Raw genomic sequence first — 14,545 nt, 5'->3', positions numbered from 1 at the left:
AAAAGCCTGCGCACCGAGAGACGACGAGACCCGTCAAGACACTCGTCAAGACGGCTGCCAAAACCGCTACCGAGACACTCGACAAGACACGTGCCAAGAGAGCGATCGAGAGAGTTGCCATGAGACGCGCCGACCGGCTGTTTCAGATCATCCAGGTGCTCCGACGCACCCGTAAGCCTTTGACTGCCGATGCAATCGCCGCCGAGCTCGAGACATCGAAGCGGACGATCTATCGCGACATCGCCAGCCTGATCGAGCAGCGGGTGCCGATCCGCGGCGAGGCCGGCATGGGCTACATCCTGGAGAAGGGATTCGACCTGCCGCCCTTGATGCTGACACCCGACGAGATCGAGGCCTGCGTGCTCGGCGCGCAATGGGTGGTCGGCCACGCCGATCCCGCGCTGGCGCGCGCGGCCGAGGACCTGATGGCCAAGATCGCCGAGACCGTGCCCGACCGGCTGCGGCCGTTCGTGCTGGAGCCGGCGAGCCGGGCCCGCTCGGCCTGGAACCGGGAGCCCGACCGCATCGACATGGTCAGGACCCGCAGCCAGATCCATGAGGGCAAGAAGATCACGCTGAACTATCGCGACGAGCATGGCCGCGATAGCGAGCGCACGATCTGGCCGATCGCGGTCGGCTATCACGAGGCGGTGCGGCTGCTCGCCGCCTGGTGCGAGCTGCGCAAGGATTTCCGCAGCTTCCGCACCGACCGCGTGGTCACGGCGGTCTATCACGACGAGAAGTATCCGGAGCGGCGCGACCTGCTCAGGGCGCGCTGGCGGCGCAGCCTGGTCTGGGAAGCGCCGAGGGACACCTGATGGCCGACAACGCGACCGACACAAGCCCCTGCCAGTCCTGCGGCGCCTGCTGCAGCTATTCGGAGAACTGGCCGCGCTTCACCATCGAGGACGACGCGCAGCTCGATCTGATCCCACCGCAATTCGTCAATGCGCGACAATCAGGCATGCGCTGCGAGGGCGATCGCTGCTCGGCGCTAGCGGGCCGGGTCGGAGAAGCAACGCGCTGCGAGGTCTATCCGGTGCGGCCGGAAGTATGCCGGACCTGCCAGCCGGGCGACGCGGAATGCGCGATGGCGCGGCGCCGGCACGGGCTGCCGCTCATCGCGAGCGCGCAGCCGATCTAGCCAGACGTTACGCCGTGACCCTGTCGCTGACGTCCTCGTCGTCGAGTTCGTCATCGACGATCGGCGCGAAGGTCGTCAGCGGCTTGGTCGACAGCGTGATCGGCTTGCGGCCACCATGCGAAACGGTGGCGGCGCGGGCCGGCTCGCGCGACAGCGCGTAGAGCGTCGAGCCGACACGGCCGCCTGAATTCGCCAGCTCCCACTCGCTGCAGCTCGACGCGATCGCGACCGCGAGCGCGTGCAGATGGCTGCGGCGATAGCAGAACAGCGCGAGCCTCGCCCTGACATCGGGCGCGACATTGGCAACCAGCAACGAGAGCCCGTTCGGATTGGCGCGATACATCTGGCCGAGCAGATCGTCGGCCACCGGGCAGGCATCGTTCTCGAAGGCGTCGCGGCTTGAAAACATTTGCAAATCCCCCTCGATCGGGAAGATGCCGCGTAATCCTCTAACGAAAGGTTAACCACGGCCTCCGGTCGCTTCCGGAGGGTCTTGCCCGTTGCGCGCGAATCACATCCGCCCGCCGCAACCCGGCTGGATTCGTGGTTCAGGACGGGAGGAAAGGTGCGCGCGAGCCGCTCAGTTCGCGGCCATGTAGATCGACAGCGCGAAGCCGGTGAGGTGGTGCAGCGCCTGGTCGACCCCGATCAGGGTCCAGAACCAGGGGTGGCCGGATTCCAGCGTCACGCCGAAATGCGAGGCGCAGATGCCCTTGGCCCGATCGACGATGATGTGGATCACGAAGTCGATGAAGGCGACATACCAGAACCGCGGCGCCACCACCAGGATCAGCGCCAGCGCGACCGCGAGATGGACCAGGCAGTGCGCCAGCAGCGGCAGCGCCCAGCCGGTCTTCTGGTCCTTTCCGATCGCCATCCAGGCGTTCTGCAGCATGAAGTCGGCGATGATGTGCTTTGCGGTGAGAAGCGACATCCATCCCACCAGGGCACCAACCGACACCGACGATGACATGGAGGGAAACAACAAGCTGACGCCCTTTTACTTCGATGAATGTGATTGCAAGAAATCCGGGTCAGGCCGTCAGCACAATTCCGCAAACCGAAGCGTGTCTCATTTATGACATCTCCGGCGCCGGAATGCACCTGCGCCTCCTCGAAAATCACATCTCGCTCCGACCGTCGATAGTGGCAATGGTCATGTGGCATCGCGGCGCAGGCCGGCCGAGATTAAGGTTACGGCCGGCGGCCGGTTTGCATTCCCCCCGGGGAGGTATATCGTCGGCAACATAGGAAATTTTCTTTCTTTTATAGCCATTTACGGATTCACCGGGCAGCGCCGCGCCGATCGGGTCGCGGCAACGGGCCGTCCCGGACGGGTGATGAGCCAGGTAATCAGCCATGAGTGCCGAAGCCCCCTCGCCTGCGCCGCTGCCGCCGCCGAGCCCTCCGGTCGCCAAACCGGTCGTCAAGACCAACCGCGCGCAGATCATCGTCTTCACCCTGCTGACGCTGCTCCTGAGCGCGGTCACCGTGATCGGCGGCCGGCTCTGGCTGCGCAATTCCGAATTGCTGGTGTTCGCGGTCGGCGATGCCAAGGGCCCGGAGGCGAAATTCGCCGCCAAGCTCGCCACCGTGCTGAAGAACAATTCGTCGCGGCTGCGGCTGAAGATCGCGCCGAACCCCGACAACGCCAGGGCGCTGGCGCAATTCGATCGCCGCGACGCCTCGCTTGCCATCCTGCGTACCGACGCAAGGGTGCCGCCGCGTGCCCGCGCCATCGCGATCCTCGAGCATGACGTGGTGCTGGTGCTCAGCCCCGGCGGCAAGAAGATCAAATCGCTGAGCGAGCTCAAGAAGAAGCGGATCGCGGTCGTCGGCGACGGCGAGAACAGCGTCAATTTCGTCCGCAGCGCGCTTGAGATTGCGGACAGCCCCGACGCGGCGCAGCGGGTACAGCAGGCGCCGCCGAACACACCTTTCGACAAGCTGTTCGCCTCCGGCTTTGCCGCCGTGATCGCGATCGAGCATGCTTCGAAGATCGTGAAGGACAAGACCTACGAGCAATATGCCAAGCGCCCCGGCGGCTTCACGCTGAATGCGATCGACGCGGCCAAGGCGCTGGCGCGCAAATACCCGGCGATTTCGGAGGAGACGGTCTCGACCGGCATGCTGTCGTCCTCGCCGGCGATCCCCGATGACGAGGTCGACACCATCGGGCTGGAATGGCTGCTGGTCGCGCAATCCTCGATGTCCACGACGACAGCCGCCGAGCTCGCGCGCATCATCTATGAGAACAAGTCGGAGCTCGCGCTCGACGACGGCTTTGCCTCCAAGATCGAGCCGGCGGCGACCGACAAGGACGCCTTCATCGTCGCCCATCAGGGCGCCGCCGAATACATCAACGACGATACCAAGTCGTTCATGGATCGCTACAGCGACGTGATGTATCTCGGCGCCGCCGCCCTCAGCATCATCGGCTCGATCTTCGCCGCGATCTACACCAAGATCACCCGCGTCGCACCGGAGAAGGCCAGCGAGCTGGCGGGCAGGATCCTCGACATCGGCGAGCGCGTCGAGCACGCCACTTGCGCCGAGCATCTCGACGAATTGCAGGATGAGCTCGAGGCGATCCTGCGCGGCGCGGTGACCGGCCTGCGCGACGGCACCGTTTCCGGCGACGGAATGGACACGTTCAAGCTCGGCTACGAATTGGTCCGCGACGAGATCGCACTGCGCCGCGATCACCTCAAGCGCCACCCGGCGACGCCGGACGAGAACCTCGTGGTGGTGAAGGCGGCCAATGGGTGAACCAAGCCGTTGGTCACGCCACAGATACAACTGTCGTCCCTGCGATCGCGCCGCATGCACCACTGTCGTCCTGGCGAAAGCCAGGACCCATTACCACCGCTTTCGCTGATGAACGGGATCGCGGCCCCAGCATCGCGCAACAATTGAGACTTGGGGTAATGGGTCCTGGCTTTCCCCAGGACGACACCGCGTATGTTGAACGGCCGGTGAACCATACATCGGCACGCTCTCGACATGCACCGGAGCGCAGCGCTTACTACCCGACCGCCGCGTCCGTCGGCGTCGCAGCGGCGTCGAGCTGCCGTCCCTCGTGATCCATATGCAGGTAGTTCGGGTTGAACAGGCCGGCGTGCATCAGCCGCTCGAGATTGGGGACGACCAGGGTCTTTCCCTTGAGTACGATCAGGCCGCCGGCGCGCAATTCCTGCAGCGTTCGGTTGACGTGAACCTTGGAGAGCCCGGTGGCATCGGCGAGATCGCCCTGGGTCAGCGGGAAATCGCAGCTGTCGCCCTGGGTCAGGCCTGCGGCCCGCAGCCGGAGCCAGATCTCGCACAGCAGATGGGCCATCCGCTCCAGCGCCGTTCGCTGGCCGAGGCTCATGGTCCATTCGCGCTGGATCGCCGCGTTGACCAGGGTTTCCCACCAGAACGCGGTCACGATGCGCGGATGTCCGGCTGCGACCTTGTCGAAGAATTCGCGGGAGAGGTCGGCGATCGACACTGCGGTGACGGTACCGATCGAATGATCCATCTCGCGCAGGATGAAGACGTTCACATCGCAAATGTCGCCGGGCAAGAAGAAGGCCACGATCTGACGCCGGCCGTCCTCGAGCTGCTTGTAGCGATAGGCCCAGCCGGACAGGATCAGATGGACGTCCTTCGGCTTCTCGCCCTCGCGGACGATGTCGACCCGCGGACCAAAATGGCGGACGCGCTCGGTAGACGCGCGATTGAGAAGAACCTGGTCTACCGGCGAAAGCCGTGCAAACTGCTCCAATTTCCGGACTAGCGACGCCAACGATTGGTCTCCCGCATGTTTAATCGGGCAACTGCAGGACCGACTTCAATTACGTATGTTACCTTGCACAGTTATTGAGGTATGTTCACTAGTGTACAGACGTCCCAAGGATGCGACGGTTACATCCCCGAGCATCACGCACACCTCGACGCCCGGTGGTACCACCGGTGAAATACGGGTCCCCCGGCTCAGGGGGACGTCTAAGGGACGTTCAGACGAACGGCACGCCGTAGTAGTCGTTCACCGCGCGCGTGGTGCCGATATCGGACCAATTCCACTCGCGCTCGCTGCCGTATTTCGGCGCGCCGCGCAGCTGGCTCTCGGTGACGCCGGTGATATAGCCGCCCAGCCTCGTGTCGTATTTGAGCGACTGCCAGGGCAGCGGATAATGGTCGTTGCCGAGACCGAGAATGCCGCCGAAACCGAGCACGGCGTAAGACACCCGCCCGCTCTTCTTGTCGATCATCACCCGTTCGATCGAGCCGATCTTGCGCTCGTCGGAGCCATAGACCGCGGTGCCCTCGACCTTGTCGCTGCCGATCAGGTTTCCGACCTCCTTCTCGTCCATCGCCATGTCGATTCTCCATTGATCCCTCGACGCCAACGGTCAACCCGGGTCATCGTTCCTGCCGCATTGCCGCGATTGCTGCAAAAGCGGAACGCCGTTCAGCCCGTTGGAGGATCGCCGCGGTCGTCTGATGTCATGCCGGATCCCGGTGTCTTGTCGGCATCGTTCAATTTCGGATCACGCGTCGCTTCGCGCGCATTCGACTTTCGCGGGTCGGTCTTGTGCGCGGCCTGCGCGCGCTGCTTGTCGGCCGGCTGCTCCTGCCCCTTGTCGTCTTTGACGATACCCTGATTGGAATGTGCCACTGCTTATGTCCTTCTTGTTGCCTTGGCTGCCTTGCTTGAAGACATGCGGGCCCCGGCGATCAAATTCGCCGAGGCCCGTCACCGGAGTGGTCCACCGCCTTTCGGGGAGCAAAGCAGCGAACGCACGGGTGTTACGCAGAGCGCCGAAGATCGTTCCTGCGATCTTCGCGATCCCGGGTCGCGATCTCAGGTCCCGATTTTGGGTCGCAATTTCCGGCGCGCGTTTTTTCAATTCGACCGATGTCATGGGTTAACGACGGCATCCGGGGAACAAGCCTAGTATTGCTGGTTCCAGCTCGGAGACGGCATGATCAAGAAGAAGCGCAACAGGTCGCGGCCTCCCGGATCGTTCGAAAACCGCTTGCAAAAATTCGCCGAAGATTCGCGCATTGCGGCACGCAAGCTGCCGCCGGGACGGGAACGCGAAATGCTGATGAAGAAGGCCAGACAGACCGAGACTGTGATGGAAGTCAGCGAATGGCTGACGTTCCGCAAGTAGCCGCGAGTCTCAAAGGAGAGCTGCGATGATCGAGGAACGGTTTGACTCACGCACGCTCTTCGCCATGAACGTTGCGCTCGATCGCGTTTGCGCAGACGCACCTCACGGCGAGGAACATGACACCCGCCGCCGCGTTGCCCGATACATCATCAAATGCGCCAAGAGCGGCAGGACGACGCTTTCCGAGCTGACCGAAGCCGGACGGCAGGCGTTGGCCAAGGCCACCGCCGCGGCGTGAAAACCGGCGTAAGTGCCTGTTGCCCTCGGCCCTCAGCAGAGGCAGCTACGCATGCGCATTGCAATCAGTATCGGCCTGCTGGCCTTTTTGGCCGCCGTCGGCGCCTACGCCTATGAAGGCCTGACCGTGGATGCTCCGGTGCCGACCTACGGCATCGTGGTGTTTACGATCGGCATTGCGCTTCTGGCCGCGGTCTGCATCGGCCTGATGGGCCTGTTGTTTTATTCCAGCCGTCGCGGCTACGACGAGCCGCCGCACATCAAGCAGTAGATGGCTTCGGCAGATTCCCGCTGCATTGCGAGCGAAGCGAAGCAATCCACAGCGCCGCAAGCGGGGAACTGGATTGCTTCGTCGCTTCGCTCCTCGCAATGACGGCGAAGGTTCTTACGACACCGCCGGCGCCCGAGCGCGGATCTCCGCGATCTTGCGCTTCAGCGCTGCCTGCCGCGGATCGGGCATGGTGGCAGCGCGCGCTTCCGCAATGGCGCCGGCAAGGTCGGGGAGCACGAGCACGCCGTCGAAGGTCGGCTTGGCGAGCCCGTCGATGATCACGTGCCAGTCCGCGATGCCCTGGCGGTAGGGATCGCCGTAACCCTGGATCATGGTCGCGGTCTGCACGACCGCCGGGGCGGCGCTCGGCTGCTTGGTCAGGCTGCGGTCGATCATGTGCAGCCAGCGCTCGACCCAGACGCGCTCCCTGGCATAGCGTCCCGAGAACAGCCGCCAGCGCTTCAGGCCCGCTTCGATCCTGAGCCGGCGAACGCTGAAGCGGTTGTTCGCGCTGAAGCGGATCGAGACCCGGCGACGCCGCCAGCCGAACTGATCCAGCACGCCGAGCACCGGATCGGCGACCACCGCCGGCAGGGCGTCGATCAACTCGTCAAGGCGAAACTTCTTGACGTCGTCGGCCGAGCGCGCCGCAAGGCCGCCCACCGCACTGACTTCGCCAAGCTTGAGCTGCGCGATGCGGATCGCGTCCTCATAGGCCATGCGCTCCGCCATCAGGCGGGCGATCTCGGCAAGCAGGGCGTCGTCAACGCCGCGGCGGCCGACGAAGCGCTTGAGCCGGTCGATATAGAGCTGGGCGTAGCTCGTGCTCTGATAGGCGATCAACAGATCGATGGCCTTGGTGACGGCCGGCCCGAGATGGTCCGGGCAGGCGTCGGGCAGCACCGGCGGCCCCTCGTCCTCATCGCCGATGATATCGGCAAAGAGGTAACGGAGCGAAGCCAGGAGACCGTCGTCATCCGCCACTGCGGCGCCTCCAGAACTCGTCACGGGGCTCATGCAGGTTTGGGCTCCGCGACCTGTGGGGTGGCGTGCTGCGCGAGCTGCTGCTCGAGCGTCGAGATATTCTGGAACAGGCGGGCGCTGGCGAGGCGCAGGAAGTAGAAGCCGAACGCCGGGTTCTGGACGTAGAGCTGCTCGACCTGGTCATAGGTCACCGACAGCACCATGCCGGTCTCGACGCACTCCAGCGTCTGGGTTCGCGTGTTCGACGGCGACAGCATGCCGAACTCGCCGACGAGGGCGCCGACCGGCAGCTCGATGCCGGATTCGACCAGGCGGAAGCGGCCACTGACAATGTAGAACATGCTGTCGGCCTTCTCGTCCTTGTAGAACAGGACTTCGCCCGCGGTGCATTTGCGTTCCGTCGTGAACGGCTTCAGCCATTCCATCGACAGATCGCTGTTGACCGATTTCTTCACGTTGCGGACCAGTTGCAGCATCTGGTGCAGCCGATAGGTGTTCACCGGCAGCAGCACGGCATGCAGGATCAGCGTCGCGTAATTGTGGGTCGGGACGGCGGTCGCGATCAGGATGATGTTGGTCAGGATGGCGAAGACGCGCAACGGGATCATGGTCCGCATCGACAGCGTGGCAACCACGAAGATCGATGCGAAGAAACTGCCGGCGGCGCCGGCGTGCTCCGCGAGATGTGAGGTATCCATCGGAAACCAACCAATTTCTCAAGAAGTGAATAAGATCGCCTTATTAGTCGCTTCATTCCGGCCAAGGTCGCATCGGCGACCAGCATCCCTGATATACGGGGAAAAAGCGACGTTTTGTCCGATTTCTCACATTCGCGGGCGCAAAATCGGGCCAACATGGTTAGGCCTTTCGTCCAACTGATGGGTCTTCCGCCGCGAGCATCCCGCCATGGCCTGCGCGTTGACGGCCTCAACCGGGAGAGGCACGTTGTGACATCGGCTCTGCCGTTCGCAGGGCCTCAATTCCAGCAATTCATCGACAGGCAAGCTCCGTTCCGATGTCCAAGCGGCTCGTCCTTCCGGCCTTGACGCGCTTCGTTTCCGCCACCGCCGGCCGCAACATGACCACGGCGGCCTATGTCGCCGTCGCGGCCGGTGTCGCCATGATGACGCTGCTGACGGTCGCGCCGGCCCATGACGCGGCGCCGCGCTGGGTGGATGCGCTGCTGTGGGCCTGCCTTGCCTATTTCGTATTCGAATGGCTGGTGCGGCTGCGCCACATGGGCCGGCAGGGCAAATTCTGGTTCTACGCGCTGTCCAGCGCCGGCGTGGTCGACGCGATCGGCGCGCTGGCCGTGCCGGTGGCCTTGCTGTCCGGAGTCGAGCCGAAAACCGCCTGGCTGCTCGGCGTGCTCTGGGTGCTCAAGGTGGTGCCGGGCATTCCCGGCCTGCGCCAGCTCCGGCGCGTGCTGGTGGTGGAATCCGGGCCGCTGCTCAGCGTGCTCGTGATCTTCCTGATGGTGGTGTTCCTGGCCTCCGTTGCGGAATATTTCCTGGAGCGGGACGTCCAGCCGCAAACCTTCGGCAGCGTGCCGGCGGCGCTGTGGTGGGCGGTGGTGACGCTGACCACGACCGGCTACGGCGACGTGGTGCCGATCACCCCGCTCGGCCGCGTGGTCGCCGCCATGGTGATGATCTCGGGCCTCGGCGTGTTCGGGCTGTGGACCGGTATCCTGGCGACCGGTTTTGCCGCCGAAACCCGCCGCGACAATTTCTTGAGAACCTGGGAGACCGTCAGCAAGGTGCCGTTCTTCGCGCATCTCGGCCCGGCCGCGATCGCCGACGTCACCCAAATGCTGCGGACCATGGACCTGCCGCCGCGCACCATGATCATCCGCAAGGACACCAATGGCGACTGCATGTATTTCGTCGCCGCCGGCGAGGTCGAGGTCGACCTGCCCGGGCGCAAGGTGAAGCTTGGCGAAGGCGAGTTCTTCGGCGAGATGGCGTTGCTAGGCAACACCAAGCGCGGCGCCAGCGTCTCGACCAGCAAGGTGACCAGGCTGTTGGTGCTTGACCTGGTCGATTTCCGCCTGTTGATGGCAAGGCATCCCGATCTCGCCGAGACCATCGACGCCGAGGCCAAGCGGCGCGAACGTGAGAATCAATAATGATGGAGACCAAGATGGCTGACGCGGCCGACACCGCCAGCGGACCCGTGCTCGAAATCGCGGGCGCACGCGCAACGATCCGCCTCAACCGGCCGAAGCATCTCAACCGCCTGCAGGCCGAGGACCTCGGCGAGCTGCTGACATTGTTCGACCGGATCGAGGCCGATCCCGCGATCCGCGTGCTGGTGCTGACCGGAACCGGCCGCGCATTCTCCGCCGGCTACGACCTCAACTCCGTCGCCGAGCGCGCGGTGAGCGCCAGCGAACAACAGAGCGCGGGTTCGGCGTTCGAGGTCGTGGTCAACCGCCTCGAGGATCTCAGCGTGCCGACGATCTGCCGGCTCAATGGCGGGGTCTATGGCGGCTCGACCGACCTCGCGCTCGCCTGCGACTTCCGCATCGGCGTCGATACCGCCGAGATGTTCATGCCGGCGGCGCGGCTCGGGCTGCACTATTACAAGAGCGGCATCCAGCGCTACGTCACGCGGCTCGGCGTCGACAACGCCAGGATGCTGTTCCTGACCGCGCAGAAAATATCGGCGCCGGAGATGCTGCGGATCGGCTATCTCACCGCGATGGTATCGCTCGATCTGCTCGACGAGGAAGTCGACAAGCTCGCGACGATTTTGGCGGGCAACGCGCCCAAGGCGATGGCCGGCATGAAGCGCGCAATCAACGAATTCGCCCGCGGCGCACTGGATGAAGCCGCCGCCGACGCCCGCCACCGCGACAGCATGCGCGGCGACGAGATCAAGGAAGGCATCAAGGCCTTCGCCGAGAAGCGGGCGCCGCGGTTTTAGCGATTGGTCGCACGGCACACTCCCTTCACCCTCCCCTGGAGGGGGAGGGTCGGGTCACATGGAGCGCAGCGGAATGTGAGACGGGGTGGGGTGATCTCTCAGCACGAACGGTGCCCGAGTGGAGAGATCACCCCACCTCGGTTCGCATTGCATGCGAACCGATGCTCCCCCTCCAGGGGAGGATGAGAGCAGTGCCTCTTCACGCCCGCTTCGACCGCATCGCGCGGACCTGCGCGATGTCAGGATCCGCGGCGAGTGCCTGGTAGCGCTTGCTGTCGACGGCGTAGAGCGCGATGCGGCCCTCGGCGTCGGCATGGACACCCCAGCCGAAACGCTTGCCGAGCGGCGAGGCGCGCATGCAGGCCTGGCCGCGCGAGAAGAACGTCTCGCGGGCGAGGCTGCGCGCCTTCTTCGCTGCTTTCGCATCGAGCACGCGGCCGGCCGCCGACGTCGCGAACACCACATCGTCGGAGGTGTACTTGTAGGGCGCGCCCGCGATCATCCGGTATTGCAGCACGGCAACCGTCGGCTGGCCGCCGCGCAACTGCGGCTCCTCGCCGCGCTGCGCCGGGCAGTCCTCCGCGACGCGGATCAGGGTGTTGAAACAGTTGGTGCTGTGCAGGACTTTCGCCATCGGCCCGATCCGTATCACACCCCGGCGGCCGCGGCATGCTGCGCCGCCATCTTGTCGTCGGCCTTCGATATCCGCTGGAAGGCCGGGCGCGCGGCGATGCGCTCGGCATGGCGGACGAACACGTCCCTTTTCGGCACGATGCCGAACATCATGGTCCAAGAGAGCGCGATGCCCCAGAGGATGTCGGCCGCCGTGATCTCTTCGCCGAGCAGATAGGGCCCCTTTGCCAGCTGCGATTCCAGCGCGCCCAGCATGGTGTCGTAATCGGCATAGGGCGACTGCGTGATCGGCGCGGGCTCGCGCTTCATGAAATGGTCGATCACGGCCGGCTCGAACGATGCGCCGTAATAGGCGATCCAGCGCAGATACGGGCCGCGGCGCGGATCGTTCAGCGCCGGCGTCAGGCCGGCCTGCGGAAACAGATCGGCGAGATAGATGAAGATCGCGACCTGCTCGGTGACCAGCGCGTCACCATGGCGGATCGCCGGCACCTTGCCGAGCGGATTGATGGCGAGATAGGCGTCCTTGCGCTGCTCGCCGGCCTTCATGTTCAGGACGTGCAGGTTATACGGCGCGCCGAGTTCCTCCAGCAGCACGCGGGTGCCGGTGGCGCGGCTTTGCGGCGAATAATACAGCGTGACGCGGTCGGTAGTGGTGGTCATGGCGGGTCTCCTTGCGCCGTCGGGGGCATGGCCTCCTTATGTCCGCCTATACCTGACATCTTGTGTCAGGTATGATCCAGCCATGCGCGCGAGCCGGCTGTTTTCCATCCTCACCACCCTGCAGGCGCGGGGGCAGGTCACCGCGCCTGAGCTTGCGGAGGCCTGCGAGGTTTCGGTGCGCACGATCTACCGCGACATCGACGCGCTCGCCGCCGCCGGCGTTCCCGTCTATGCCGACCGCGGTGCCGAGGGCGGCTATCGCCTGCTCGACGGCTATCGCGTCCGGCTCAACGGCCTGTCGCAGGGCGAGGCCGAGGCGCTGTTCATGGCCGGTCTCCCGGGGCCCGCCGCCGCGCTCGGCCTCGATGCCGCGATGGTGGCGGCGCAGACCAAGCTGATGGCGGCGCTGCCGGAGAACCTGCGGCCCAACGCGCGAGGGATGCAGCAGCGCTTCCATCTCGACGCGCCCGGCTGGTTCGGCGAGACCGAGGAGCCGGAGCATCTGCGCGCCATCGCCGGCGCCGTGCTGCGCGAGACCATGCTCGAGATCCGCTACCAGAGCTGGAAAGCCGAGAAGCGGCGGCGCGTGGCGCCGCTCGGCCTCGTGCTAAAGGGCGGCAGCTGGTATCTCGCCGGCCTCGTCGACGGCAATGTGCGCACCTACCGCGTCGCGCGCGTGCTGGATTGCACCGTGCTGGAGACGCCGTTCGCGCGGCCGGCGGAGTTCGACCTCGCCGCCTATTGGGGCGCCTCGATCGAGCGGCTGGAGGCCGAGCTGCATCCGAACGAGGCCACGGTGCGGCTGTCGCCGCTCGGGCTGAAACTGTTCGATGCGCTTGCGCATCCTTACGTGAAGGCGCGGATGCGGCTCACTGATGGCACCGACGCCGACGGCTGGCGGCTCGCCACCATGCCGGTCGGCAAGACGGTGTGGCATGCGGCGACCGAGCTGCTGCGGCTCGGCGCCGAGGCCGAAGTGGTCGCGCCGTTAGAGTTGCGCGAGAAGATGGCCGAGCTGACGGACGCGATGGCCGCGCGCTATGCCGACGCGCCAGCCCGCCGCGCGGTGGCGGGACGCTGAAGCGTAATGAGATTGGGTTGAATGGAGCCGCAGGAGCAGTGCGCTCCCTCGCCCCGTTCTTACGGGGAGAGGGTTGGGGTGAGGGGCTGTCTCCGCGCATACGGTGATAGCTGCGCTTGCTGAGCCCCCTCACCCGGAACGCATCTAACGATGCGTTCCGACCTCTCCCCGCGCGCGGGGCGAGGTGGAGCAGAGTCTGCGGTTCGCTGCTTGCTAGTAGCGGCTGTCGGAGCTGATCACGAAGCGGTCGAAAAAATTGACCGGCAGGATCTCGAACCGCTCCAGCGTCAGCGTAATCCCGGTCACGAAGTCGACGCCCTTGATCGTGCCCTCAAGATCGATCCGCCGGCCGCGACGCAGGCCGCGGGTTTCCGGATGTTGCTCGATGTCGATATAGGCATAGATCGGATTGTCGAGCCGCGAATGGCGATGCCAGCCGCGTTGCAGGAAGCTGAATTGCAGCACCGAGCCCGCGCCCCAGTCGATCGCGTCGAAGAAGCGGGTCTTCCAGGCAACGCCCTGTCCCAGGTAATGCGCGGCGATGAACGCGTCGCGATCGAGTGCAGGCAGACGGTGCAGCTGCCAGCTGATCTCAGCCGGCGTCAGGGAGGCGTTATTCGCCATTTTTGTTCTTGTCGTTTCTTTGTAGCTTTTCTTGTCCTCGGCGGGGAGTGAACCGACCTTCCCGCCTTGAGGAAATTATACATCGACGAATGTGACGGTGTCTTCCACGGTCGCGCGCGACGTGCGGTAGCTGTTCACCTTTTGCGCGTGATCCGCATAGCCGAACGAGATACCGCAGACAACCCGGCGATCGTCGGCCAGGTTGAAATGACGACGGATCAGCCCGGAATGGCGCGCGATCGCCGCCTGCGGGATGGAGCCGAGCCCGAGCGCCTGCGCCGCTAGCATGAAGTTCGAGACATAGCCGCCGCAGTCGATCGCACCATAGATGCCGAGCGGCTCATTGGTGTGGATCACGGCAATGTGCGGCGCGCCGAAGAAATTGTAGTTCTCCAGCGCCTGTTTTGCATAGGCCGGCTTGTCGCCGCGCGCGATGCCGAGCGTGTTGTAGAGCTGGAAACCGCTTTCGCGGCGGCGCTCCAAATAGACCCCGACATATTCGCGCGGCGGCGTGAAGTCGTAATCCTCGCCGAGGCCGCGCGACGCCTCGGCATAGATCGCCTTGCGAAACCGCTCCTTGGCCTCGCCGGAGACGATCAGCACCTGCCAAGGCTGGCTGTTGCACCAGGATGCGGTGCGCTGCGCGGTCGACACAATGTGCTCGATGACCTCGCGCGGCACCTCGCGCGGCTGGAACGCGCGCACCGAGTAGCGCTCGTTGAGCAATTCCTCGAGCGCGCCGATACGGTCCTCGGTCGCGTAGCGCGGGTTCGGTGTCTTCGCGTCCATGATATATATCCTCTTTTTTCGTCATTCCGGGG

The 14,545-nt window shown here is 64.8% G+C and carries 21 protein-coding genes; 9 read left to right on the top strand and 12 right to left on the bottom strand.

All coding sequences use genetic code 11. The features are described from left to right. The first annotated feature begins 119 nt into the window (after positions 1–119). Positions 120–818, top strand: coding sequence for a helix-turn-helix transcriptional regulator (locus tag ACVMB1_RS37030; protein WP_028336549.1), 699 nt, complete (start codon positions 120–122; stop codon positions 816–818). After that, on the top strand, positions 818–1,144 hold the full coding sequence (locus ACVMB1_RS37025) for a YkgJ family cysteine cluster protein (RefSeq protein ID WP_076832520.1): 327 nt from the start codon (positions 818–820) through the stop codon (positions 1,142–1,144). The genes ACVMB1_RS37030 and ACVMB1_RS37025 overlap by 1 nt, the downstream gene beginning before the upstream one ends. Before the next feature lie 7 nt (positions 1,145–1,151). On the opposite strand, the gene ACVMB1_RS37020 is transcribed toward ACVMB1_RS37025, so the two are convergent. The 3 genes from ACVMB1_RS37020 to ACVMB1_RS37010 all read right to left on the bottom strand — a co-directional run bounded on the left by ACVMB1_RS37020 (position 1,152) and on the right by ACVMB1_RS37010 (position 2,505). Then, the gene (locus tag ACVMB1_RS37020; RefSeq protein WP_016847470.1) at positions 1,152–1,553 is read right to left on the bottom strand and encodes a hypothetical protein; all 402 of its coding nucleotides are present in this window, start codon (positions 1,551–1,553) and stop codon (positions 1,152–1,154) included. 171 nt (positions 1,554–1,724) lie between these two features. Next, positions 1,725–2,078: a DUF3307 domain-containing protein gene (locus ACVMB1_RS37015; RefSeq protein WP_082653700.1), complete on the bottom strand. Its 354-nt coding sequence runs from the start codon at positions 2,076–2,078 to the stop codon at positions 1,725–1,727. A gap of 187 nt (positions 2,079–2,265) precedes the next feature. Further along, positions 2,266–2,505 carry a hypothetical protein gene (locus ACVMB1_RS37010; protein ID WP_141342405.1) on the bottom strand — a complete coding sequence of 80 codons (240 nt, stop codon included), beginning with the start codon at positions 2,503–2,505 and terminating at the stop codon, positions 2,266–2,268. On the opposite strand from ACVMB1_RS37010, the gene ACVMB1_RS37005 reads away from it, so the two are divergent. After that, the gene (locus tag ACVMB1_RS37005; RefSeq protein WP_076832523.1) at positions 2,504–3,913 is read left to right on the top strand and encodes a TAXI family TRAP transporter solute-binding subunit; all 1,410 of its coding nucleotides are present in this window, start codon (positions 2,504–2,506) and stop codon (positions 3,911–3,913) included. The genes ACVMB1_RS37010 and ACVMB1_RS37005 overlap by 2 nt on opposite strands. A gap of 256 nt (positions 3,914–4,169) precedes the next feature. On the opposite strand, the gene ACVMB1_RS37000 is transcribed toward ACVMB1_RS37005, so the two are convergent. From ACVMB1_RS37000 to ACVMB1_RS36990, 3 genes are all read right to left on the bottom strand, one after another. Further along, positions 4,170–4,931, bottom strand: coding sequence for a Crp/Fnr family transcriptional regulator (locus ACVMB1_RS37000; RefSeq protein WP_076832525.1), 762 nt, complete (start codon positions 4,929–4,931; stop codon positions 4,170–4,172). 211 nt (positions 4,932–5,142) lie between these two features. Next, complete coding sequence (locus ACVMB1_RS36995) at positions 5,143–5,505, bottom strand: PRC-barrel domain-containing protein (RefSeq protein ID WP_076832528.1); 363 nt, start codon at positions 5,503–5,505, stop codon at positions 5,143–5,145. A 92-nt stretch (positions 5,506–5,597) separates the two neighbouring features. Further along, positions 5,598–5,804, bottom strand: coding sequence for a hypothetical protein (locus tag ACVMB1_RS36990; protein ID WP_057016269.1), 207 nt, complete (start codon positions 5,802–5,804; stop codon positions 5,598–5,600). A gap of 307 nt (positions 5,805–6,111) precedes the next feature. On the opposite strand from ACVMB1_RS36990, the gene ACVMB1_RS36985 reads away from it, so the two are divergent. The 3 genes from ACVMB1_RS36985 to ACVMB1_RS36975 are packed head-to-tail and all read left to right on the top strand — an operon-like array spanning position 6,112 to position 6,811. Continuing rightward, on the top strand, positions 6,112–6,303 hold the full coding sequence (locus tag ACVMB1_RS36985; RefSeq protein ID WP_016847464.1) for a hypothetical protein: 192 nt from the start codon (positions 6,112–6,114) through the stop codon (positions 6,301–6,303). 25 nt (positions 6,304–6,328) lie between these two features. After that, the gene (locus tag ACVMB1_RS36980; protein WP_016847463.1) at positions 6,329–6,541 is read left to right on the top strand and encodes a hypothetical protein; all 213 of its coding nucleotides are present in this window, start codon (positions 6,329–6,331) and stop codon (positions 6,539–6,541) included. A gap of 51 nt (positions 6,542–6,592) precedes the next feature. Then, complete coding sequence (locus ACVMB1_RS36975; RefSeq protein WP_057016270.1) at positions 6,593–6,811, top strand: hypothetical protein; 219 nt, start codon at positions 6,593–6,595, stop codon at positions 6,809–6,811. Positions 6,812–6,925: 114 nt separating this feature from the next. Here the strand turns inward: ACVMB1_RS36975 and ACVMB1_RS36970 are convergent, their stop codons facing one another. Then, positions 6,926–7,795, bottom strand: a complete 870-nt coding sequence (locus ACVMB1_RS36970) for a DUF6537 domain-containing protein (RefSeq protein WP_082653713.1) — start codon at positions 7,793–7,795, stop codon at positions 6,926–6,928. 29 nt (positions 7,796–7,824) lie between these two features. Further along, complete coding sequence (locus ACVMB1_RS36965; RefSeq protein WP_016847460.1) at positions 7,825–8,493, bottom strand: Crp/Fnr family transcriptional regulator; 669 nt, start codon at positions 8,491–8,493, stop codon at positions 7,825–7,827. 317 nt (positions 8,494–8,810) lie between these two features. Here ACVMB1_RS36965 and ACVMB1_RS36960 point away from each other — a divergent pair, with 317 nt between their 5' ends. Together ACVMB1_RS36960 and ACVMB1_RS36955 are read left to right on the top strand one after the other, a co-directional pair. Continuing rightward, positions 8,811–9,923, top strand: a complete 1,113-nt coding sequence (locus tag ACVMB1_RS36960) for a cyclic nucleotide-gated ion channel (RefSeq protein WP_057016272.1) — start codon at positions 8,811–8,813, stop codon at positions 9,921–9,923. A gap of 14 nt (positions 9,924–9,937) precedes the next feature. Then, a complete protein-coding gene (locus tag ACVMB1_RS36955; protein WP_076832869.1) occupies positions 9,938–10,723 on the top strand; it encodes an enoyl-CoA hydratase/isomerase family protein in 786 nt (261 codons plus the stop codon). Between the two features lie 199 nt (positions 10,724–10,922). On the opposite strand, the gene ACVMB1_RS36950 is transcribed toward ACVMB1_RS36955, so the two are convergent. Further along, complete coding sequence (locus ACVMB1_RS36950; RefSeq protein WP_057016273.1) at positions 10,923–11,357, bottom strand: DUF6157 family protein; 435 nt, start codon at positions 11,355–11,357, stop codon at positions 10,923–10,925. A 14-nt stretch (positions 11,358–11,371) separates the two neighbouring features. After that, a complete protein-coding gene (locus ACVMB1_RS36945; protein ID WP_253588185.1) occupies positions 11,372–12,019 on the bottom strand; it encodes a glutathione S-transferase family protein in 648 nt (215 codons plus the stop codon). Positions 12,020–12,101: 82 nt separating this feature from the next. On the opposite strand from ACVMB1_RS36945, the gene ACVMB1_RS36940 reads away from it, so the two are divergent. Beyond that, entirely contained in the window at positions 12,102–13,100 is a 999-nt protein-coding gene (locus ACVMB1_RS36940) for a helix-turn-helix transcriptional regulator (protein ID WP_076832533.1), read from the top strand. A gap of 213 nt (positions 13,101–13,313) precedes the next feature. Here the strand turns inward: ACVMB1_RS36940 and ACVMB1_RS36935 are convergent, their stop codons facing one another. Continuing rightward, positions 13,314–13,724, bottom strand: coding sequence for a hypothetical protein (locus ACVMB1_RS36935; RefSeq protein ID WP_076832536.1), 411 nt, complete (start codon positions 13,722–13,724; stop codon positions 13,314–13,316). Between the two features lie 75 nt (positions 13,725–13,799). Further along, a complete protein-coding gene (locus ACVMB1_RS36930; protein ID WP_076832539.1) occupies positions 13,800–14,513 on the bottom strand; it encodes a nitroreductase in 714 nt (237 codons plus the stop codon). Between the last annotated feature and the right edge of the window lie 32 nt (positions 14,514–14,545).

This window comes from Bradyrhizobium sp. USDA 4504 (assembly GCF_054063995.1).
The sequence above is the reverse complement of the archived record's forward strand: the minus strand, read 5'-3'. Positions and strand labels throughout refer to the sequence as shown.